The following is a 21,103-nucleotide window of genomic DNA, read 5'->3' on the forward strand; positions in this document are numbered from 1 at the left end:
GGCTCACCGCACGGCGATGAAGTCCCCCTCGTTCCGCCCCGCCCGCTCCCTGGGCGGGGCCGCTGCGTGGCCCACCGCCACCGCTCCCATCGGGTCCCAGTCCGGCGGCAGGTCCAGCGCCTCGCGCACCACCTCGCGGCAGAACATCGTCGAGGACACCCACGCCGAGCCGAGCCGTTCGCCCGCCAACGCAACCAGGAAGTTCTGCACTCCGGCGCCCGCCGCGACCACGAACATCTCGCGCTCGGCCGCGTTGCGGCGGTCGTCGCGGTAGGTGTGCGACCCGTCCGTCACCAGGCACGGGACGACGAGGTACGGGGCCTTGCGCAATACATCGCCGCGGCGCACCCGCTTCGCGATCGACTCCTCGCTGAAGCCGTCGCCGCGCAGGTCCGCGATCCACGCGTCCCGCATCGCGTCGAGCAGCCGGGTACGCGACTCCGCGGACTCCAGGAGTACGAAGCGCCACGGCGTCGTGTGGTGCGGCGCCGGCGCCGTCACCGCGGCCGCGACCGCCCGGCGCACCGTGCCCGGGTCCACCGGCTCGTCCGTGAACTCCCGTACCGTGCGCCGCAGAGTCACCGCTTCGCGTACCGCCTCGGACGTGCCGGTACGGAACATGTCGTCCGCGGCGGACCGGACCATGCTGCGGGCGCCGGCGGGGGCTTCGGTGACCAGATGGGGCAGACCCCGGACCACCGCGACCGGCAGGCCACCCGTCTTGCCCTTCACCAGGTCGCCGGCGGCGGCGAGTTCGTCGGCGGTCGCCACGACCGTGGCGCTCAGCGGATTGCCGTGCGCGTCGGTGCCGCCGCGAAGGTCGTCCAGGACCTGGACGCCCGCGGCGCCGATGGCCACATCGGTCAGACCGGTGCGCCAGGGCCGGCCGGCGGTGTCCGTGATGACGATGCCGACATCGACGCCGAGCGCGTCGCGCAGTCCGACCCGGATCGCGCGGGCCGACGCGTCGGGGTCGAGAGGCAGCAACAGCACGGTCCCGGCGGGGGTGTTGGACGCATCGACGCCCGCCGCCGCCATGACCAGGCCGAGCCGGTTCTCGACGATTCGCAGGACGCCGCGCCGCGCGACCACCCGCACCGTCTCGGCATCGATGGCGGCCTCCCGGTCGGACGCCTCGACGATCCGGCCCTCCGCCTTGGACACGATCTTCGAGGTGACCAGCAGGACGTCGCCGTCGACGAGGCCGGGCTCCGTGGCGGCGATCAGCTTGGCCAGGTCGTCGCCGGGCCGGACCTCCGGAAGCCCCGGCATGGCCCAGACCCGGTACGACGGCTCGCTCACGCCCGTACCTCCGCGGCGAGCGCCAGCGCCTCGCGGGCCATGGCCGTCGTGGCGTCGAGGTCGGTCATCATCAGGGGTACGGCCCGGCAGCGGATCCCGGCCGACTCGACCTCGTCCACCGCCCCGGCGTCCACCGTGTCGACGAGCCAGCCGTCGAGCAGCCCGGAGCCGTAGTGCTGGGCGACCGCCGCGGCGGTGGCCTCGACGCCGACCGCGGCGAGCACCTTGTCTGCCATCCCGCGCACGGGCGCGTCGCCGACGATGGGGGAGAGGCCGACGACCGGTACGCCGGCCTCGGCGATGGCCTCGCGGATACCGGGCACGGCGAGGATGGTGCCCACACTGACGACGGGGTTGGACGGCGGGAAGAGGATGACGTCCGCCTCCGCGATGGCCTCGAGCACGCCCGGCGCCGGCTTGGCCCGGTCCGCGCCGACCGGTACGACCGCGTGCGCCTCGACATCGGCCCGCAGCTTCACCCAGTACTCCTGGAAGTGGACGGCCTTGCGCTCGCCGTCCACCTCGACGGCCACGTGCGTCTCGACCCGGTCGTCGGACATGGGCAGGAGCCGGACACCAGGCTTCCAACGGGCGCAGAGGGCTTCGGTGACCGCGCTCAGCGGAAAGCCCGCACCGAGCATTTGGGTGCGGACGATGTGGGTGGCGAAGTCGCGGTCACCCAGACCGAACCACTCGGGTCCGACGCCGTACGCGGCGAGTTCGTCCTTGACCCGGAAGCTCTCGTCCGTACGCCCCCAGCCCTGTTCTTCGTTGATGCCGCCGCCGAGCGTGTACATCACGGTGTCGAGGTCGGGACAGACCTTCAGCCCGAACAGATGGATGTCGTCTCCGGTGTTGCCGATGACGGTGATGTCCGCTTCGGGGGCGGCGGCCTTCAGGCCGCGGAGGAAACGGGCGCCGCCGATGCCGCCGGCCAGAACCACAATGCGCATGGACAGCAGTCTGTCAGGCGGGGACGGCATCCTGGGCGGCCGGGGAGCACCGCGCCGCGTGCATCGGCATCTCGGTCAGGCCCGGGTAGTAGACGTGCAGGCTCACGGCCGGCTCGAGGGAGTCGTTGACGACCTCGTGTACGTAGCCGGGGGCGAAGACCCGCTGCGCGCCCGCGTCGAGGGACCGCTGCCCGCGTTCGGTGCGCTCTGTCAGCTCGCCGTCGAGGACGGTGAGCACGCCGGCGGAGCGTCCGTGGTCGTGCAGTCCGCTGCCCTGGCCGGGGACCCAGCTCAGCAGCCAGACCTCGTACCCGGGGCCGGTCCGCAGCCGGTGGTACCAGCGGGAGGAGGCGTCGTACTCGACGAGGTGCTCCCACTGCGCGCGGTCGGCGGCGATGGAGCGGGCCAGTCCGGCGAACTCGGCCACCGTTTCCGGGTGCTCGGGAGCAGGCCGGAGAAGGTGCTGTACGGCGAGGATGTCGCCGGCGATCTGAAGGTCGTTGTCGCTGTTCATGGGTGCGGAGTTCCTCGGCAGAAGTGCAGGGGTGTCGTCGCAGAGATGAGCTGGAGCGCGGGGCATCAACAGCTGGAACAGCAACAGCGCGCCTGGACAGCGCTGCGGAACCCACGCATGTGGGTCCGGGAGGGCGCTGTGGTCGCTGGCATGCAGTCAAGGAGACCGGACTCCTTCTGCCGCTGTCAACCCAATGTCCGAATGGAGTGAAATCTTTCACCTCATCCGGTTACTCCTCTCGGAGAAAGGTTTGTGCAGGCGGCGGCCGGGAGAGGTGCGCAGCAACCGCACCCGTAAACGCCGTTGCGGTCTCGTGATCGGACTGTGATCCGGATCGCTTCGGTGGCCGGATTGAAACAAGGTCACCAACTGCGTCGTCTTGTACGGGTGAGGGGGCGTGCGGATAGGCCATTGGCATGTGTCATGGTTTTTAGCGATTTGAACACTTTCCGCATAGCCTTGGTTCCCCAGAGTGAATAAGGGGCCCAATAGCAGATCTCGGCTTGACTGGCCCGGATCCACACACTTGTAATTTCACTCGTGTCGTTCAGCCGGATTCGGTAACGGCAACATCACGGGGACGCAAAGACAGACGAGGGGCGCACATGACCGAGCTGTTTCAGGAACTGCTGGTCGACGAGGCGGACGAAGAGCTCGGATGGCAGGAGCGCGCGCTGTGCGCCCAGACCGATCCCGAGTCCTTCTTTCCCGAGAAGGGCGGATCGACCCGCGAGGCCAAGAAGGTCTGCCTCGCCTGTGAGGTCCGCTCCGAATGCCTCGAGTACGCCCTGTCCAACGACGAGCGCTTCGGTATCTGGGGCGGGTTGTCCGAGCGTGAGCGCCGGAGACTGAAGAAGGCCGCCGTCTGACGCCGTGCGACCGACGGTGTCACCAAAAGGCACAAGCTGTACGTATCGAACGGTCCGCCCCCTGCACCTTCCCCGCAGGCGGCGGACCGTCGCTGTTGTGGACCGTTAGGGTGGGGCCCCGTCCGAGACGCACCAACGCCCCTACCGGGCGCGGGCGTGAACCGCAGTCAGCACAGCAGCCTTTCGGGGGCGCGACCCCCGGACCCCGGCCGGAGGGCCCGTACCGCGATGTCCGTGCACAGCCACTCGGCGGCCCCTTACGAGGCCGCCGCCCCAGAGTTCCCACGGCATGTGGTCACCGCCGTCGTCGTCTCCCACGACGGCGCGCGCTGGCTGCCCGAGGCGCTCGCCGGGCTGCTCGGCCAAGAGCGCCCCGTGCAGAACGTCGTCGCCGCCGACACCGGCAGCGCCGACGACTCCGCCAGGCTGCTCACCGAGGCGCTCGGCGCGGACCGCGTACTGCACCTGGCCAGGCGCAGCGGCTTCGGTACGGCCGTCGACGAGGCGGTCCGTACGGCCGGGGTGCTCACGCCCGACGACCTGCCATACCTGAAGCGGCCCAGCGGCTGGGACCCGGTCAGCCGCAGCTGGCGCGACGACGCCTATGACATGCCCGAGCTGCCGCACGGCGAGCCCGTGCAGTGGCTGTGGCTGCTGCACGACGACTGCGCACCGGAGCCCGACGCGCTCGCGGAGCTGCTGCGCGTCGCCGACGGCAGCCCGTCCACCGCCATCGTCGGACCCAAACTCCGCGGCTGGTACGACCGCAAGCAGCTGCTCGAAGTCGGCGTCTCCATCGCCAACAGCGGCCGCCGCTGGACCGGACTCGACCGGCGCGAACAGGACCAGGGCCAGCACGACGCCGTACGCCCCGTCCTGTCCGTCTCCACCGCCGGCATGCTGATCCGGCGCGACGTCTGGGAGCAGCTCGGCGGCTTCGACCGGCGGCTCCCCCTGATGCGCGACGACGTCGACCTGTGCTGGCGCGCCCACGCGGCCGGCCACGTGGTCAAGGTCGCCCCCGACGCCGTACTCCGGCACGCGGAGGCATCCGCGCGTGAGAGGCGGCCGATCGACTGCGCCGGCCGGTCCGTCGCCAACCCGCACCGCGTCGACAAGGCGGGCGCCGTCTACACGATGCTCGTCAATTCGCGCGGCGCGGCCCTTCCCTATGTACTCCTGCGCCTGGTGCTCGGCACCCTGCTGCGCACCCTCGCCTACCTGGTGGGCAAGGTGCCGGGGCAGGCCGTCGACGAGGTCACCGGTCTTGTCGGCACCCTGCTGCGGCCCGGAAAGATTCTGGCCGCGCGGCGCCGGCGCGGCCGGGGGGCGGTCGAGGCGAGTGACCTGCGGCCGTTGTTCCCGCCGCCCGGCGCCACCATCCGGGCCACCTTCGAACAGGTCGCCGGGAACTTCGTCGGCCGGGCCGAGCCCGACGCCGCCTCCGCAGGCCGCCACGGCTCCGTCGAGTCCGGGCCCGGCGGCGACGACGCCGACTACCTGGAGATCGAGCAGTTCGCGCGCCTGAAGCGGATCGCGCGCAAGCCGGCACCCGTTCTGTTCGCCGTACTCCTGCTGGTCTCCCTCGTCGCCTGCCGTGCCCTGCTGGGCGGAGGCGCACTCGCGGGCGGGGCGCTGCTGCCCGCGCCCGCCGACGCCTCCGGACTATGGGACCGTTACCTCGACGGCTGGCACCCCGTCGGCACCGGCGGCACCCAGACCGCCCCGCCGTACCTCGCGGTCATCGCGGCATTGTCGAGCGTCCTTTTCGGCTCCACCGGGATCGCGCTCACCCTGCTGCTGGTCTGCTCCGTGCCGCTGGCCGGGCTCGCCGCCTACTTCGCCTCGCGGCCGCTCGTCGAGTCGCGGCTCCTGCGGGCCTGGGCGAGCGTCGCCTACGCCTTCCTGCCCGCCGCGACCGGCGCTCTCGCGGGCGGCAGGCTCGGTACGGCAGTGCTGGCGATTCTGCTGCCGCTGATCGCGCGGGCGGGCATCGCGGCACACGGTCTGCGCGGCGGTGACGCGCGCGGAAGCTGGCGCGCGGTCTGGACGTACGCGCTGCTGCTGACGCTCGCCATGGCGTTTACGCCGATCGTGTGGCCGATCGCCCTTGTGCTCGGCATCGCCGGCCTGGTGCTCAAGCGGGACGACGTCACGGCGTACGCGCTTCGCTTCCTGGCCACCCTCGGCACCTCTCTGCTCGTCCTCGCCCCCTGGTCGCTGTCCCTGCTGGCCGGCCCGTCCGCCTTCTTCCGCGAGGCGGGCCTGGCCTTCGGCGCCGGCTCGGCCTCCGCCCTCGATTTGCTCGGCACGAGCCCCGGGGGCCCCGGAACCGCGGGCGGGCCGGTGCTCATCGGCATCGTGCTCGCGGCGCTGGCGGCCCTGCTGCGCGGCGAGCGGCAGTTCGCGATCCGCGCGGCCTGGGCCGTGGCCCTGGTCGCGCTGCTGTTCGCCGCGTTCGCCAATCAGTCCGGCTGGGCGGGCCCGGCGACCCTGGTGTACGGCATCGCCCTGCTGGGCGCGGCCGTGATGGGCGCCGACGGTGCCAAGGAGCGAGTCGCCGCGCAGAGCTTCGGCTGGCGGCAGCCCGTCGCCGCGCTGATCGCGCTGGCCGCGGTCGTCGGACCGCTGGTGGCCGCGGCAGGCTGGATGATCGGAGGCGCCGACGGTCCGCTGACGCGGCGCGACCCGGTGCAGGTGCCGGCGTTCGTCGCGGAGGAGAGCGGTACCCGGGACCAGGCGCGGACCCTCGTACTCGGCGGCACGTCGCAGGCGGAGGTCTCCTACACGCTGGTCCGCGGATCCGGCGGCCGCCTCGGCGATGCGGAACTGGCCGAGGCGGGCGGCAGCAACGCCCGTCTCGACAAGATCGTCTCCAATCTGGTGGCCGGCTCCGGCGCCGACCAGACCAGCCAGCTCAGCGGCTTCGCGGTCCGCTACGTACTCGTACGGGACGGCGCCCCGCGCCAGATGAGCCGGGTACTCGACGCCACGCCGGGTCTCAGCCGGCTGAGCCAGCTGGACGGCAGCGCGCTGTGGCGTGTGGACCGCCAGGTGGCGCGGGCCGTGATCGTCTCCGGCAAGCCGGGCGACGATCCGCTGCCGGTCGCCTCCCAGCCCGTGGAGGCGCACACCGAGATTCCGGCGGGCCCCGAGGGACGCGTACTGCGCATCGCGGACGAGGCGGCGCCAGGCTGGCAGGCCACGCTCGACGGGCGGGTGCTGGACAGGAAGACCGTCGACGGCTGGGCACAGGGCTTCGAACTGCCTGCCGGGGGTGGCCGGTTCGACCTGACCTATGAGGACTCCGTCACCCACTCGGCCTGGATCTGGGCCCAAGGGGCGCTCGCCGTCCTGCTGTTGGTGCTCGCCCTGCCGGGGAGGCGCCGCCAGGTCGACGACGACCTCCCCGAGGAAGGCGTCACGGTGCCCGCACAGCCGGTGGAGGGCGAGGGCCGCCGGGCCCGCCGCCTGCGGGCCGCGGCGCAGGCCGAGGCCGCCCTGGACGACCGGGACATCGGCACGGAGACGGACACGGATTCACTGGGTGAGCCGCCGGCCGTCCCCGCGCAGGCGCCGTACGTGGATCCGTATGCGGACTCGTACGAAGACCCGTTCGCCGCGGTGCCGCAGCAGTCCCAGGGGGACTGGGACGCGCAGACGTACCGGACCGGTGACCAGGGGCAGTACGGGAACGACCAGTACGGCGGCGACCAGTACGCGAACGGCCAGTCCGGCAACGGCCAGTACGCGGGCGACCAGTACGGCAACGACCCGAACGGCAACGACCGCAACACGGGCGAGCCGTACTCGTACCAGTACCCGCAGTACGGCAGCGAGCACTACGGCGCGGATCAGTACCCCGCCGAGTCCTACCCGCCCGGCTCGTACGACCCCTACGGCTACGGTCAGCAGCCCCGCCCCGACGGCCAAGAGACCGAGCGCCCCGACGGGAGCAACAACCAGTGAACCGCCCCACCCTCTCTCTCCTCGCGGCCGCCGCGGCCCTCGCCGCTGTCACCGGTTTCGCCGCGCTCACCGCCCCGGGCGGTCCGGATGCCCCGGACTCCGAGGCGGCGGCCCGCTTGCCCGTCGAGCGCTCCTCGCTGCTGTGCCCCGCGCCCAGCATGTCGGACCTCGCCGAGACGACGTACACGTCCTTCACCCCGGCGGGAGGTGGCTCGGAGGGATCCGCGAAGGCGGGCACGGCCCAACTGGTGCCCTCCGTAGGCTCCTTGGCCGCCCCGGACGCCGACAAGGCCAAGAAGGACGACGAGGAGGAGACCGGGCAGGACGCGGAGAAGGACGAGGAGAAGGACGCGGAGAAGGACGAGGAGAAGGACGACAAGACCACCAAGAACGCGGCCGCCGACAAGCCTGTCGTCTCCGTCAAGGCGCCCGGCAAGCCCGCCGCAGGCACCGCTTCGGGAGCCGAGGCCCCCGCCCTCATCGGGGCGGCCGAGGGCCGCCTCGCCCCCGGCTGGGCCGCTCAGCAGACCACCACGGTCACCGTCGGCGGTGCCCGCGGCGTGCTCGGCGTCAGCTGCAGCCCGCCCGACACCGACTTCTGGTTCCCCGCGGCGAGCACCGCGAAGGAGCGACAGGACTACGTCCATCTGACCAATCCCGACGACACCGCGGCCGTGGTCGACATCGAGATGTACGGCCCCGAGGGCGCGCTCAAGGCCGAGGCCGGCGAAGGTATCCCCGTTCCCGCCAAGTCCTCCGTCCCCGTGCTGCTGTCCACCCTCACCGGCACTGCCACGGCCGATGTGACCGTCCATGTCACCACCCGCACCGGCCGCGTCGGAGCGTCCGTCCAGGCCATGGACGACAAGGCCGGTTCCGACTGGCTGCCGGCCTCCGCCGACCCCGCGGGCAGCCTTGTGCTCCCCGGCATCCCGGCGGACGCCACCTCGGCCCGGCTCGTGGCCTTCGTGCCCGGCCAGGACGACGCCGACCTGAAGGTGCGGCTGGCCGGCCCGACCGGGTCGTTCACCCCGGCCGGCGCGGAAAACCTGCACGTCAAGTCGGGCATGACCAAGTCGCTCGACCTCAAGGACGTCACCAAGGGCGAAGCCGGCTCGCTTGTGCTCACGCCGGCGGAGGGACGCGACGCGACCCCGGTCGTGGCGGCGCTGCGTGTCACGAGGGGAACGGGCGCGAAGCAGGAGGTCGCTTTCGTTCCGGCGGCCGCGCAGGTGGGGGAGCGGGCGACCGTGACCGACAACCGCGCCAAGGGCTCGGTCCTGTCCCTGGTGGCTCCCGAGTCGACCGTGACGGTAAAGGTGACCGCCTCCGCGGGCACCGAGGCGGGGGCGCAGGTGGTCAAGACGTTCACGGTCAAGGGCGGCACCACGCTCGCGGTTCCGCCGCCGGTCCCGGCCGGCCTCAAGGGCTCGTACGCGCTGACGGTCGAGACGGAGTCGGGCGGCCCGCTGCACGCGGCGCGCACGCTGGAACTGCCGGAGGACGGCATTCCGATGTTCACGGTCCAGACGCTGTCGGACGACCGGGGGACGGTCGAGGTGCCGCGCGCCGTACAGGACCTGTCGGTACTGGACGACTGAGCCGCGTACGGGTGGGAGTCCGCCGGGAGGCGGTACGGCGGCGTCAGTCCTGCCCGTACCGCGGATCGACCGATTCCGGTGCCAGGCCCAGCAGTTCGGCGACCTGCTCGACGACGATCTCGTGCACGAGCATCGCGCGCTCGTCGCGGTTCTTGGTGCGGATCTCGACCGGGCGCCGGTAGACGACGATCCGCGCGGGCCGGCCGTCCCGCGCGGCGACCAGTCCGCCCAGCGGCACCGCCTCGTCGTTCCACCCGCTGTCCGGCCCGCCGGCCGTCGGCACGTCGAGCACCAGGAACTCGACCTCCGCCAGCTGCGGCCAGCGCCGCTCCAGACGCTCCACCGAATCCTGGACGAGGTCCCCGAAAACCTCGGCTCGACTGGCCGAGAGCGGCACCTGGGGCGGGGCCACGGGCCCCCGCATCCCGCGCCCGTGACGGTCGCGGCGGCGCGGTCGGGGCTCGGTCGGGCGGGGCGGTACGGGACTGTCCATCACTTACGCAGGGTAGCTCCACGGACGCGCGGCCGGCCGCCCTCCATCGGGCGTGATACGGCATGTCGTTCATTGAGCATTCCAGCCAAGCTTCGGTTCGATTTCGGATCCTTCCGTGACCGGCGATCTCGCGCCGATTGAAGGGTTTTGGGTGGAGTGGTGACGGCAATCATCGCCGACAGGGCCGGAGCGCCCTCACTTCTCCGCAGGTCAACCCAGTTACCCGTGGGGCTCCTGTGGTTGGGATCCCGCCACGACACGGGGGAGTGACCTGAGGGAGAGTCGTCGCGGCCCGCTCAAGAGTGCGGTACCGTCCAACATCGTGAGCCCTGTACGTCGCTGTTCGCGCACCGCGTGCGGCCGCCCTGCCGTCGCAACACTGACGTACGTCTACGCCGACTCGACCGCAGTCCTCGGCCCGCTCGCCATCTATGCCGAGCCCCACTGCTACGACCTGTGCGCCGAGCACTCCGAGCGTCTGACCGCCCCACGCGGCTGGGAGGTCGTCCGTCTCTCCGACGGATCCGCCCCCTCGCGTCCCAGCGGCGACGATCTCGAGGCGCTCGCCAACGCCGTACGGGAAGCCGCCCGGCCGCATGACCGCGCGGCGGAAGCCGGCGGCGGCGCGCGGACCCCCGACACCTCGTCCGGCTACGGCGGGGCGACCCGGCGCGGGCATCTGCGCGTACTGCGGTCACCCGAACCCTGACCGCCCTCCGCAACACAGCCGGCGTTCAGATCCAGCGGGTAGGTTTGATGCGACCCCAGGGGAACTCAGGAGGATGGCCGTGGCTGTTGATCTGTCCCAGATCGTGAAGGCGTACGACGTACGCGGAGTGGTCCCCGACCAGTGGGACGAGCCACTGGCCGAGCTCTTCGGGGCCGCCTTCTTGGAGGTCACCGGCGGCGACGCGATCGTGATCGGCCATGACATGCGGCCCTCGTCGCCCGGGCTGTCCCAGGCGTTCGCGCGGGGCGCCGCAGCGCGGGGCGCCGACGTGACCGAGATCGGCCTGTGCTCGACGGATCAGTTGTACTTCGCCTCGGGACAACTGGGCCTGCCGGGCGCAATGTTCACCGCCTCGCACAACCCGGCCCAGTACAACGGCATCAAGATGTGCCGCGCGGGGGCCGCCCCGGTTGGCCAGGACACCGGCCTGTCCGAGATTCGCGCGCTCGTCGAGGAGTGGTCGTCCACCGGTGCCCCGGAACCGGCCGCGAACGCCGGCAGCATCACCCAGCGGGACACCCTGACCGACTACGCCGCCTACCTCCTCTCCCTCGTCGACGTGGCCTCCATCCGCCCGTTGAAGGTCGTCGTCGACGGGGGTAACGGCATGGGCGGCCACACCGTGCCCACCGTCTTCGCCGGCCTGCCGATCGACCTGGTCCCGCTGTACTTCGAGCTGGACGGCACCTTCCCGAACCACGAGGCCAACCCGCTCGACCCGAAGAACATCACCGACCTCCAGGCCCGGGTCGTCGCCGAGGGCGCCGACATCGGCCTGGCCTTCGACGGCGACGCCGACCGCTGCTTCGTGGTGGACGAGCGTGGCGAGGGCATCTCGCCGTCCGCGATCACCGCCCTCGTAGCGGCGCGTGAGCTGGCCAAGCACGGCGGCGGCACGGTGATCCACAATCTGATCACGTCGTGGTCCGTGCCCGAGGTGGTCCGTGAGAACGGCGGCACTCCCGTCCGTACCCGCGTCGGCCACTCCTTCATCAAGGAGGAGATGGCCCGCACCGGCGCCATCTTCGGCGGCGAGCACTCGGCCCACTACTACTTCAAGGACTTCTGGAACGCCGACACGGGCATGCTGGCCGCGCTGCACGTGCTGGCCGCCCTGGGCGGCCAGCAGGGCACCCTGTCCGAGCTGGTGGCCCAGTACGACCGCTACCGCGGCTCCGGGGAGATCAACTCGACCGTGGCCGACCAGGCGGGCCGCATGGCCGCCGTGAAAGCCGCGTACGAGGGCCACGAGGGCATCACCATCGACGAGCTCGACGGTCTGACCGTCACCGCGCCGGACTGGTGGTTCAACCTCCGCGCCTCCAACACCGAGCCGCTGCTGCGCCTGAACGTGGAGGCCAGGGACGAGGTGACGACGGCGAAGATCCGCGACGAGGTCCTGTCGCTGGTCCGCGCCTGACCCGCACGGCTGGAGGCGGGGCCCGGCGAGCCGGGCCCCGCCTCCAGCGACGCAGCGCGGCCGCGTCGCAGCACCTGCCGGGGGAGGGCCGGCCCGGCCAGGCAACGCGCCGCCCCCGACCGCGCCCGACGCCGGGCCGCAGACCACGCTCCCCGGCGGTAGGCTGACGTCGCCCGAACCGCATGCTCGAAGGGACCCACCCCATGCCGCTCGAAGCCGGCCTTCTGGAGATCCTCGCCTGCCCCGCCTGCCACTCGCCGCTCAGCGACCGGTCGGCGTCCGACAGCCCCGAGCTGATCTGCACCGGCAAGGACTGCGGCCTGGCCTACCCCGTACGCGACGGCATCCCCGTGCTCCTCGTCGACGAGGCCCGCCGCCCCGCATAAATCCGTACAGAGCCCAGGCCCGTACGGCACAGCAGGACCGGTACGACCCCGCACGACGTAGGAAAACGGCGATCGGAGGCTTTACCACCATGCTCGACGAGTCGCTGCTCGATGCCCCCGAAGCCCTGGCCCGCGCCGACCGCCGCGGCCTTCTGCGCGGGGCCGCGGAGGCCGGGGCACGGGTGCGTACCGCCGCCCGGCACGCCACCGAGGCCGGCCTCGGCGACATCAAGCCGGACGGCAGGCCCCGGGCGGTACTGATCGCCGGGCCCGGTACCGCGGCCAACGGTGTCGCGGACCTCATCGCCGCGCTGGCCGGCGCGTCCTGCCCGGTCAGCCGGCTGCACCCCACCGGAGTCGCCCCTGCCGCCGGTGCGCTGCGCTGGGCCCTGCCCGGCTGGGCCGGCTCGGTGGACCTGCTGCTCATCGCCACGACGAACGGTTCGGAGCCGGGCCTCGCCGTGCTCGCCGAGCAGGCCTACCGGCGCGGCTGCACCGTCGTCGCCGTCGCCCCCCAGCGCTCGCCGCTGAGCGAGGAGGTGAGCGCCGTGCACGGCCTTGTCGTGCCGATGGCGACCGCGCCGTTCGAGGAGTACGACGAGACGGCGGCATCGGCCGGGCCCGGCGCGCTCTGGGCGCTGCTGACCCCGCTGCTGCTCCTGCTCGACCGGGTCGGCCTGCTCAGCGCACCCCCCGAAGCCCTCCAGCGGGTGGCCGACCGCCTCGACCGCACCGCCGAGCGCTGCGGTCCGGCCATCGCCACGTACGGCAATCCGGCCAAGACCCTCGCCGCCGAGCTCGCCGACTCGCTACCGCTCATCTGGACGGAAGGCGACGGTGCTGGCCCGGCGGGGCGCCGGTTCGCCGCCGTACTCGCCGAACTGGCGGGACGCCCCGCACTCGCCGCCGAGCTGCCCCAGGCCCTGCCCGCCCACGGTGTCCTGCTCTCGGGCGTGTACGCGGCGGGCGCGGACCCCGACGACTTCTTCCGCGACCGGGTGGACGAGTCGCAGGCCCTGCACGCCCGGGTCGTCCTGCTCCGCGACCGGCCGGCCGGCGGACTCACCGCCGCCCCCGCCGCCCGCGAGCTGGCGCTGAGCCACGACACCGCGATCAGCGAACTCGAACCGGAGGAGGGCAGCGAGCTCGAGAGCCTTGCCGAACTCCTGGCCGTCACCGATTTCGCCGCCGTCTACCTGTCGCTTGCTTCGGCGGGGCACGCTTGACCTCGGCTCCGACCGGCTGACCGGCTCCGACCGGCCCACGTACCCAGGAAGAGACGTAATGGACCGCCTCTCCAACGCCGTCCGCCCCTATGCCTGGGGGTCGACGACCGCAATCCCGGAACTCCTCGGCGTCGAACCGACGGGCGAACCGCAGGCCGAGATGTGGATGGGCGCCCATCCCGGTGCCCCATCCCGGGTAGACCGCGGGGCGGGCGGGACTGCGCTGTCCACCGTCATCGAGGCCGACCCCGAGGCCGAACTCGGCGCGGCGGCGGTGGCGAAGTTCGGCCCGCGGCTGCCCTTCCTGCTGAAGATCCTCGCGGCCGGCGCGCCACTCTCCCTCCAGGTGCACCCCGATCTCACCCAGGCGAAGGAGGGATACGCGGACGAGGAACGGCGCGGAGTCCCCCTCGACGCACCGCACCGCAACTACAAGGACGCCAACCACAAGCCCGAACTGCTCTGCGCGCTCACTGCCTTCGACGGACTCTGCGGCTTCCGGGCCCCGACCGAGGCCGCCGACCTCCTCGCCGGCCTCGGCGTCGACTCCCTCAAGCCGTACGTGGACCTGCTGCACGCGCACCCCGAGGACGCCGCCCTGCGCGAGGTCCTCACCGCCGTACTGAGCGCGGACCCGGCCGAGATGGCCCACACCGTCGCGGAGGCCGCAGTCGCCGCCGAACACCTCGGCGGCGCGTACGCGCCCTACGCCTTCCTCGCGCACCACTACCCGGGCGACCCGGGCGTCATCGCCGCCATGCTGCTCAACCACGTGCAACTGCAGCCCGGTGAGGCGCTCTTCCTCGGAGCAGGCATCCCGCACGCGTACCTGAGCGGCCTCGGCGTCGAGATCATGGCGAACTCGGACAACGTGCTGCGCTGCGGCCTGACGCCCAAGCACGTCGACGTACCCGAACTCCTGCGCATCGTGCGCTTCGAGCCGACGGACCCGGGAATCCTGCGCCCCGAGGCCACACCGGACGGCGAGGAGCTCTACGAGACGCCGATCGACGAGTTCCGGCTGTCCCGTCACGTACTGGCCGAGGGCGCGGTCCCCAGCCAACTTCCCACGGACACCCCGCAAATCCTGCTCTGCACGGCCGGCGCACCACAGGCCGGTGAACACGCCCTGAAGCCGGGGCAGTCGGTGTTCGTCCCCGCGGGCGAGGCCGTCACCCTGTCCGGCACCGGCACGGTCTTCCGTGCAACGGTGGTGGCCTGACGCGGCGCCCGTAACGGCTCCTGCAACAATGTGCGGCCGTACCGCGGCGCCAGGGCCGCAGCATCGAGGAAGGAAATCCTGCACCCATGAGTGCGTCAGGCGGAACCAAGGCGATCGTGGCGGCGCTCGCCGCCAACCTCGCCATCGCGGTTGCCAAGTTCGTGGCATTCCTCTTCAGCGGATCGTCGTCGATGCTCGCCGAGAGCGTGCACTCAGTCGCCGACTCCGGCAACCAGGGGCTGCTGCTCCTCGGCGGCAAGAAGGCGAAACGCGAGGCCACGCCACAGCACCCGTTCGGTTACGGGCGCGAGCGCTACATCTACGCCTTCCTCGTCTCCATCGTCCTCTTCTCGGTCGGCGGCATGTTCGCGATCTACGAGGGCTACGAGAAGATCAAGCACCCGCACGCCATCGAGGCCTGGTACTGGCCGGTCGGAGTCCTCGTCTTCGCGATCATCGCGGAGTCCTTCTCCTTCCGCACCGCGATCAAGGAGTCCAACCAGGTCCGGGGCAACCTGTCCTGGAACCAGTTCATCCGCCGGGCCAAGGCCCCTGAGCTGCCGGTCGTACTCCTCGAAGACCTCGGCGCGCTGGTCGGCCTGCTCCTGGCGCTCGTCGGCGTGAGCGTGTCCCTGGCCACCGGCGACGGCGTCTGGGACGGCATCGGAACCCTCTGCATCGGCGTGCTGCTCATCCTGATCGCCATCGTGCTCGCGGCCGAGACCAAGTCGCTGCTGCTCGGTGAGGCCGCGGGCACCGAGGACGTGGAAAAGATCAAGGCCGCGCTCGTCGACGGCGACACGGTCCCGCGCATCATCCACATGCGGACGCTCCACCTCGGGCCCGAGGAACTGCTGGTCGCCGCCAAGATCGCGGTCCGGCAGGACGAAACGGCCGCGCAGGTCGCCGAGGCGATCAACGCCGCGGAGGAGCGCGTCCGGGCCGCAGTCCCGATCGCCCGCGTGATCTACCTAGAGCCGGACATCTACAGCGAGGCCGCGGCTGCGCGCGGGGAGAACCCCGCCAAGAAGCCGGGCGGCTCCGGGACCGGCACCGCGCACTGATCCGGCCGCGCTACTGATCCATACGCGCTACTGATCCATACGCGCCGCGACGAGGGCCCCGGCTGCCAGGCGGGGCCCTCGCCACGCACCACGGATGAAAAACCCGAAAGGCCCGTAATCTTGTGCTCTGTGGCACTGGAATCGGCCACTTCCTGCCTCTGGGCGGGCTGGGGCCCGGTCAGTCGATCGGTGTAGATTCGTCACCAGTGCCAGACGTCGCTGCTGATGGCGGTCGGGCGGTCCGCAGTACGGGCCGGCCGAGGGAGAGAGGGCCTCCGACGGACTGCGCTGCGAGCCGTCCCGGGCATTCGTGTGCCCGCGCCGCCGCAGAGCCAGCCGTACCCACCCTCGACCTACCCCACGAGGAGCAGCTCGCATGTCGACTGTCGCCACCGGCCAGGACTTCAAGGTCGCCGACCTTTCCCTCGCCGCTTTCGGCCGCAAGGAGATCACCCTCGCCGAGCACGAGATGCCCGGCCTGATGTCGATCCGTAAGGAGTACGCGGACGCTCAGCCGCTGGCCGGCGCCCGTATCACCGGTTCGCTGCACATGACCGTGCAGACCGCCGTGCTGATCGAGACCCTGGTCGCCCTCGGCGCCGAGGTCCGCTGGGCCTCCTGCAACATCTTCTCCACCCAGGACCACGCGGCCGCCGCCATCGCGGTCGGCCCGAACGGCACGCCGGAGAACCCCCGGGGCGTCCCCGTCTTCGCCTGGAAGGGCGAGACGCTGGAGGAGTACTGGTGGTGCACGGAGCAGGCGCTGACCTGGCCCAACACGCCCACCGGCGGCCCGAACATGATTCTGGACGACGGCGGTGACGCCACCCTCCTGGTGCACAAGGGCGTGGAGTTCGAGAAGGCCGGTTCGGCCCCGGACCCGTCCACCGCGGACAGCGAGGAATACGGCCACATCCTGCGTCTGCTGAACCGCACGCTCACCGAGTCCCCGCAGAAGTGGACGCAGCTCGCGTCCGAGATCCGCGGTGTCACGGAGGAGACCACGACCGGTGTGCACCGTCTCTACGAGATGCAGCGGGACGGTGTTCTGCTGTTCCCCGCGATCAACGTGAACGACGCGGTGACGAAGTCGAAGTTCGACAACAAGTACGGCTGCCGCCACTCGCTGATCGACGGCATCAACCGGGCCACCGACGTGCTCATCGGCGGCAAGGTCGCGGTCGTCTTCGGATACGGCGACGTCGGCAAGGGCTGTGCGGAGTCGCTGCGCGGCCAGGGGGCCCGCGTGATCATCACCGAGATCGACCCGATCTGCGCGCTGCAGGCGGCGATGGACGGCTACCAGGTGGCCACCCTCGACGACGTGGTGGAGAGCGCGGACATCTTCATCACCACGACCGGCAACAAGGACATCATCATGGCCTCGGACATGGCCAAGATGAAGCACCAGGCGATCGTCGGCAACATCGGCCACTTCGACAACGAGATCGACATGGCCGGCCTGGCCCAGGTGCCGGGGATCGTCAAGGACGAGGTCAAGCCGCAGGTCCACACCTGGACCTTCCCGGACGGCAAGGTCCTCATCGTCCTCTCCGAGGGCCGTCTGCTGAACCTGGGCAACGCCACCGGCCACCCCTCGTTCGTGATGTCCAACTCCTTCGCGGACCAGACTCTGGCCCAGATCGAGCTGTTCACCAAGCCCGAGGAGTACCCGACCGACGTCTACGTGCTGCCCAAGCACCTGGACGAGAAGGTCGCCCGGCTCCACCTCGACGCCCTCGGCGTCAAGCTGACCACGCTCCGCCCCGAGCAGGCCGCCTACATCGGTGTCGAGGTCGAAGGTCCGTACAAGCCGGACCACTACCGCTACTGAGGTTGACGGTCACCGGCAGACCGGCAGTGACCAAGTAAACCGGCAGTCACCAAGTAAGAGGCAGGCCCCCGCACCCCCGTGCCGGGGGCCTGCCCCGTTCCGGATCGTGAAGGACTCACAGAACGATGCCCCGCGGTCGCTATTCGCTCCATGACCCGCACGATCACACCCCCCTCGGCGAAGAACACTTCCACTGCGCCCCCGGCCCTTCCGGCTGGCGTTACGTGTCGCAGACCACCAGCCCCAGCGGCGAACACGCCGGTTCCGTCGACCTGGCCATCGACGAAATCGGGCGTCCCATCCGCCTCGAACTGCACGCCGCGAGCTGGCAGGTGCGCGGTGCCGCCCTGGAGGGCGTCACCTGGGTACGCACCGACCCCACCGGCGAGCACGCCACCGAAGGCAATGTCCCCGCTCATGCCTTCACCGGCACGTCGCCGGCGTTCCTCGTCGCGACCTCGCGTCTGCTGCGTCTCACTTCCGCCTCCCCCGCGACCCGAGTCCGTCTCGTGGCCTTCACCGACCCCGTCCTGGCGCCGCGGACCGTGGACCAGTCCTGGGCCTTGCTGAAGAGTGAAGCGCACGCCACTGACAATGGGCGGCTCATGGTGGACGAGTACCAGGTCAACGCGCTGGACACCGGAGAACAGCACGTGATCTACATCGCGGGGGACGTGGTTCTGTCCGCTCCCGGCATCGAACTCGAAGACCTCGAGAGCCCGCCCTCGGAGTTCCCCGCTGTCTGACCACCGCTCGACCTAGGCGGGAGGTGCGAACCCCGTGGCCGGCGGCACCGACCCCCTCCCGGCGTTCTGCTGCCCGTACTCGGAAACCGGAGCGGGTGCGGGGGCGGGAGCGGGCACAGCGGGAGCGGGCAGAGCCGAGCCGGTGGGCGCGGCATGGCCGGCTGCGCCAGGAGCTGCGACAGGAACCGGAGCCGTGCCCGCGCGCCCGCTGCCGCCCTGCACCCCGAAAGCTCGGCGCGCATCCCGCGCCTGCCGCTCGTTCACCACCGCGGCCAGATACGCCGCCGGGGGCACCCCCTCGGGAGCCGGCGCCCCGGTGGCGGCCGCCAGGTCCCCGGCCAGCCGCTGCGCCATCGACCAGCTCACCTGCGCATCGAGCTGTCCCATTCGCGTCAGGTACTGGCGTATCGCAAGCCAGAGCCCCTCCGGCACCCCCGAAAGGTCGAGAGCGGAGAATCGCCCCACCAGCCAGGGCGGCGGAGGCGGCACGGCTGCCGTCCGCGCGGCCGGCACCCGCTCCCGCACGACCAGAGTCCCCGCGAACACGTCCCCGACCCGCCGCCCGCGGGCCGACACCAGGGAAGCAATGCAGGCGACGACGCCGAAAGTCAGCAGGATCTCGACCACGCCGATCGCCCCGCGCACCAGAGCGTGCCGGAACCGAATGGGCCCCCCGTCGTCCCGGACCACCCGCAACCCGCACGCGAGCTTCCCCACCGACCGCCCGTGACTGAGCGTTTCGACGGCGATCGGGGCTCCCACCAGCACCAGTACGAAGCTCGCGACCGAGACCGCCATCGCCGCCGCCTCGTCGAGCGACGCGGTGGCGGCCAGCAGTCCGATCGACACGATGAGATAGACAGCCCACACGAGCGCCAGATCGATCACCAGCGCCAGCGCCCGGCTCGGCAACCGCGCCGGCCGCAGCCCCAGGACGACCGCGTCCCCCGTCACCAGCTCACTCACTGAAGCCCACCCTTCCCTGCCCTGCCCCTTGCACATCCAGTCTGCCAAGCTGACCGGAATCGTGCCTCAGTACGGTTGGCACGTCACCACCACCCTGGAGCGGAGCAGCAGCCGGATGGATCTCGACGTCTTCGTTACCGCCCACCGCGCGGAGTGGGACCGCCTGGACCACCTCCTGCGCCGCGGCCGCCGGCTCACCGGAGCCGAGGCAGACGAACTCGTCGCCCTCTACCAGCGCACGGCCACCCACCTCTCCCTGCTCCAGTCCAGCGCCCCCGACCCCATGCTCACGGGCCGCCTGACCCAACTGGTCGCGCGCGCCCGCTCCACCGTCACCGGCACCCGCCGCTCCACCTGGCGAGACGCCGTCCACTTCTTCACGACCGGCTTTCCGGCCGCGGTCTACCGCAGTCGACACTGGTGGGTGCCCACCGCGCTCCTCTCCACGGCGGTGGCCGCGCTGATCGGCTGGTGGATCGCCGCCCACCCCGAGATCCAGGCGGCGATCGCGGCCCCGGCGGAGCTGCGCGAGATGACCCGCCCGGGCGGCCAGTACGAGACGTACTACTCGAGCCACCCCGCCGCGTCCTTCGCGGCGCAGGTGTGGACGAACAACGCCCAGGCTGCTGCCGTGTGTCTCGTGTTCGGCGCGTTCCTCTGCCTGCCGGTGGTCTGGATTCTCTTCCAGAACATGCTCAATCTCGGGATCGGCATCGGTCTGATGTCCTCCGCGGGCCGGCTCGACGCCTTCCTCGGACTTGTCCTTCCGCACGGCCTGCTCGAACTGACCGCGGTGTTCGTCGCTGCCGGCACGGGCCTGCGCCTGGGCTGGACCGTCATCGACCCGGGCCCCCGCACGCGGCGCGTAGCCCTGGCGGAGCAGGGCCGAGCGGCGATCGGCATGGCGATCGGCCTTGCCCTCGTACTCTTCATATCGGGTGTGATCGAAGGCTTCGTCACCCCTTCGGGTCTGCCGACCTGGGCGCGCATCACCATCGGCATCGTCGCGGAGCTGGCCTTCCTCGCCTACGTCTACGTGCTCGGTGGCAGGGCGGCGCGGGCCGGTGAGACGGGCGACGTCGAGGCCCTCGACCGCAGCGCGGTGCTCCCCACCGCGGCCTGATGTGCGTCGAGCTCGCCCGAGCTGTTAGTCTCCTCTTCGCCCCGCAAAGACGGTTGACATCGGCTGCGTGGGGAGGTAGATTCAAACGGTTGCCTCGGATGGACACATCCGACCGCGACGGCTAGAATCTAGAGTCGCCTCCCGATCGGAAATGAATTCCGGGGAGTGCGCCGACTCCTGGTGGATCTCGAAGCCGACTAACTCGGCCGAAATCTTCTGATAATGTCGGAGCCGCCGGAAAGATAAACGCGAAAGCGGAGATCTGAAGGCAAACCAAATCCCACTTCGACTGGGAATCGGACACGAAAGAGTCTGATAGAGTCGGAAACGCAAGACCGAAGGGAAGCGCCCGGAGGAAAGCCCGAGAGGGTGAGTACAAAGGAAGCGTCCGTTCCTTGAGAACTCAACAGCGTGCCAAAAGTCAACGCCAGATATGTTGATACCCCGTCCATCTTCGGATGGCGAGGTTCCTTTGAAAGTCCTGCGAGTCCATGTGACTGGCAGGCAAGAACACAGCGAGGACGCTGTGAACGACCGGTCTTATTCCGACCGATCGTTCCGCTCTCGTGTGTGTGCACCCGATAACGGGTAAACATTCACGGAGAGTTTGATCCTGGCTCAGGACGAACGCTGGCGGCGTGCTTAACACATGCAAGTCGAACGATGAAGCCCTTCGGGGTGGATT

At 71.0% G+C, this 21,103-nt stretch carries 17 protein-coding genes and 1 rRNA gene; 13 read left to right on the forward strand and 5 right to left on the reverse strand.

The annotated features are described in order from the left end of the window. Positions 1-3 precede the first annotated feature (3 nt). Genes AB0M62_RS02595 through AB0M62_RS02605 form a run of 3 tightly spaced genes read right to left on the reverse strand, consistent with a single transcriptional unit; the run spans position 4 to position 2,769 of the window. Positions 4-1,302, reverse strand: a complete 1,299-nt coding sequence (locus tag AB0M62_RS02595) for a coenzyme F420-0:L-glutamate ligase (RefSeq protein WP_366072207.1) — start codon at positions 1,300-1,302, stop codon at positions 4-6. Then, positions 1,299-2,255 (reverse strand): 2-phospho-L-lactate transferase, encoded by a 957-nt coding sequence (gene cofD / locus AB0M62_RS02600; RefSeq protein ID WP_366072208.1) that lies wholly within the window; start codon positions 2,253-2,255, stop codon positions 1,299-1,301. Before cofD ends, AB0M62_RS02595 begins: the two co-directional genes overlap by 4 nt. A 13-nt stretch (positions 2,256-2,268) precedes the next feature. After that, positions 2,269-2,769: a cysteine dioxygenase family protein gene (locus AB0M62_RS02605; RefSeq protein WP_366072209.1), complete on the reverse strand. Its 501-nt coding sequence runs from the start codon at positions 2,767-2,769 to the stop codon at positions 2,269-2,271. Positions 2,770-3,374: 605 nt separating this feature from the next. Between AB0M62_RS02605 and AB0M62_RS02610 the strand changes: the two genes are divergently transcribed. The 3 genes from AB0M62_RS02610 to AB0M62_RS02620 all read left to right on the forward strand — a co-directional run bounded on the left by AB0M62_RS02610 (position 3,375) and on the right by AB0M62_RS02620 (position 9,208). Continuing rightward, entirely contained in the window at positions 3,375-3,638 is a 264-nt protein-coding gene (locus tag AB0M62_RS02610) for a WhiB family transcriptional regulator (RefSeq protein ID WP_366072210.1), read from the forward strand. A 228-nt stretch (positions 3,639-3,866) separates the two neighbouring features. Continuing rightward, positions 3,867-7,607, forward strand: coding sequence for a glycosyltransferase (locus AB0M62_RS02615; RefSeq protein ID WP_366072211.1), 3,741 nt, complete (start codon positions 3,867-3,869; stop codon positions 7,605-7,607). Next, on the forward strand, positions 7,604-9,208 hold the full coding sequence (locus AB0M62_RS02620; RefSeq protein ID WP_366072212.1) for a DUF5719 family protein: 1,605 nt from the start codon (positions 7,604-7,606) through the stop codon (positions 9,206-9,208). The genes AB0M62_RS02615 and AB0M62_RS02620 overlap by 4 nt, the downstream gene beginning before the upstream one ends. Positions 9,209-9,251: 43 nt before the next feature. On the opposite strand, the gene AB0M62_RS02625 is transcribed toward AB0M62_RS02620, so the two are convergent. Continuing rightward, positions 9,252-9,704, reverse strand: coding sequence for a metallopeptidase family protein (locus tag AB0M62_RS02625; RefSeq protein WP_366072213.1), 453 nt, complete (start codon positions 9,702-9,704; stop codon positions 9,252-9,254). 268 nt (positions 9,705-9,972) lie between these two features. Between AB0M62_RS02625 and AB0M62_RS02630 the strand changes: the two genes are divergently transcribed. The 8 genes from AB0M62_RS02630 to AB0M62_RS02665 all read left to right on the forward strand — a co-directional run bounded on the left by AB0M62_RS02630 (position 9,973) and on the right by AB0M62_RS02665 (position 18,329). Then, positions 9,973-10,410: a DUF3499 domain-containing protein gene (locus AB0M62_RS02630; protein ID WP_366072262.1), complete on the forward strand. Its 438-nt coding sequence runs from the start codon at positions 9,973-9,975 to the stop codon at positions 10,408-10,410. A 79-nt stretch (positions 10,411-10,489) separates the two neighbouring features. Continuing rightward, entirely contained in the window at positions 10,490-11,851 is a 1,362-nt protein-coding gene (locus tag AB0M62_RS02635; RefSeq protein ID WP_366072214.1) for a phosphomannomutase/phosphoglucomutase, read from the forward strand. Between the two features lie 203 nt (positions 11,852-12,054). Further along, positions 12,055-12,237: a Trm112 family protein gene (locus tag AB0M62_RS02640; RefSeq protein WP_254373269.1), complete on the forward strand. Its 183-nt coding sequence runs from the start codon at positions 12,055-12,057 to the stop codon at positions 12,235-12,237. Positions 12,238-12,326: 89 nt separating this feature from the next. Beyond that, the gene (locus tag AB0M62_RS02645; RefSeq protein ID WP_366072215.1) at positions 12,327-13,463 is read left to right on the forward strand and encodes an SIS domain-containing protein; all 1,137 of its coding nucleotides are present in this window, start codon (positions 12,327-12,329) and stop codon (positions 13,461-13,463) included. A 58-nt stretch (positions 13,464-13,521) separates the two neighbouring features. Beyond that, the gene (gene manA, locus AB0M62_RS02650; RefSeq protein WP_366072216.1) at positions 13,522-14,685 is read left to right on the forward strand and encodes a mannose-6-phosphate isomerase, class I; all 1,164 of its coding nucleotides are present in this window, start codon (positions 13,522-13,524) and stop codon (positions 14,683-14,685) included. Positions 14,686-14,771: 86 nt separating this feature from the next. Beyond that, positions 14,772-15,749, forward strand: a complete 978-nt coding sequence (locus AB0M62_RS02655) for a cation diffusion facilitator family transporter (RefSeq protein WP_366072217.1) — start codon at positions 14,772-14,774, stop codon at positions 15,747-15,749. A gap of 376 nt (positions 15,750-16,125) precedes the next feature. After that, complete coding sequence (gene ahcY / locus AB0M62_RS02660) at positions 16,126-17,583, forward strand: adenosylhomocysteinase (protein WP_366072218.1); 1,458 nt, start codon at positions 16,126-16,128, stop codon at positions 17,581-17,583. Between the two features lie 125 nt (positions 17,584-17,708). After that, complete coding sequence (locus tag AB0M62_RS02665) at positions 17,709-18,329, forward strand: hypothetical protein (protein WP_366072219.1); 621 nt, start codon at positions 17,709-17,711, stop codon at positions 18,327-18,329. A 12-nt stretch (positions 18,330-18,341) separates the two neighbouring features. On the opposite strand, the gene AB0M62_RS02670 is transcribed toward AB0M62_RS02665, so the two are convergent. Then, the gene (locus AB0M62_RS02670; protein WP_366072220.1) at positions 18,342-19,295 is read right to left on the reverse strand and encodes an RDD family protein; all 954 of its coding nucleotides are present in this window, start codon (positions 19,293-19,295) and stop codon (positions 18,342-18,344) included. Positions 19,296-19,410: 115 nt separating this feature from the next. Here AB0M62_RS02670 and AB0M62_RS02675 point away from each other — a divergent pair, with 115 nt between their 5' ends. Then, positions 19,411-20,418: a stage II sporulation protein M gene (locus AB0M62_RS02675; RefSeq protein WP_366072263.1), complete on the forward strand. Its 1,008-nt coding sequence runs from the start codon at positions 19,411-19,413 to the stop codon at positions 20,416-20,418. A gap of 595 nt (positions 20,419-21,013) precedes the next feature. After that, positions 21,014-21,103, forward strand: a 16S ribosomal RNA gene (locus AB0M62_RS02680); the annotation flags it as partial.

The organism is Streptomyces sp. NPDC051219 (assembly GCF_040682335.1).
Lineage (GTDB): Bacteria > Actinomycetota > Actinomycetes > Streptomycetales > Streptomycetaceae > Streptomyces.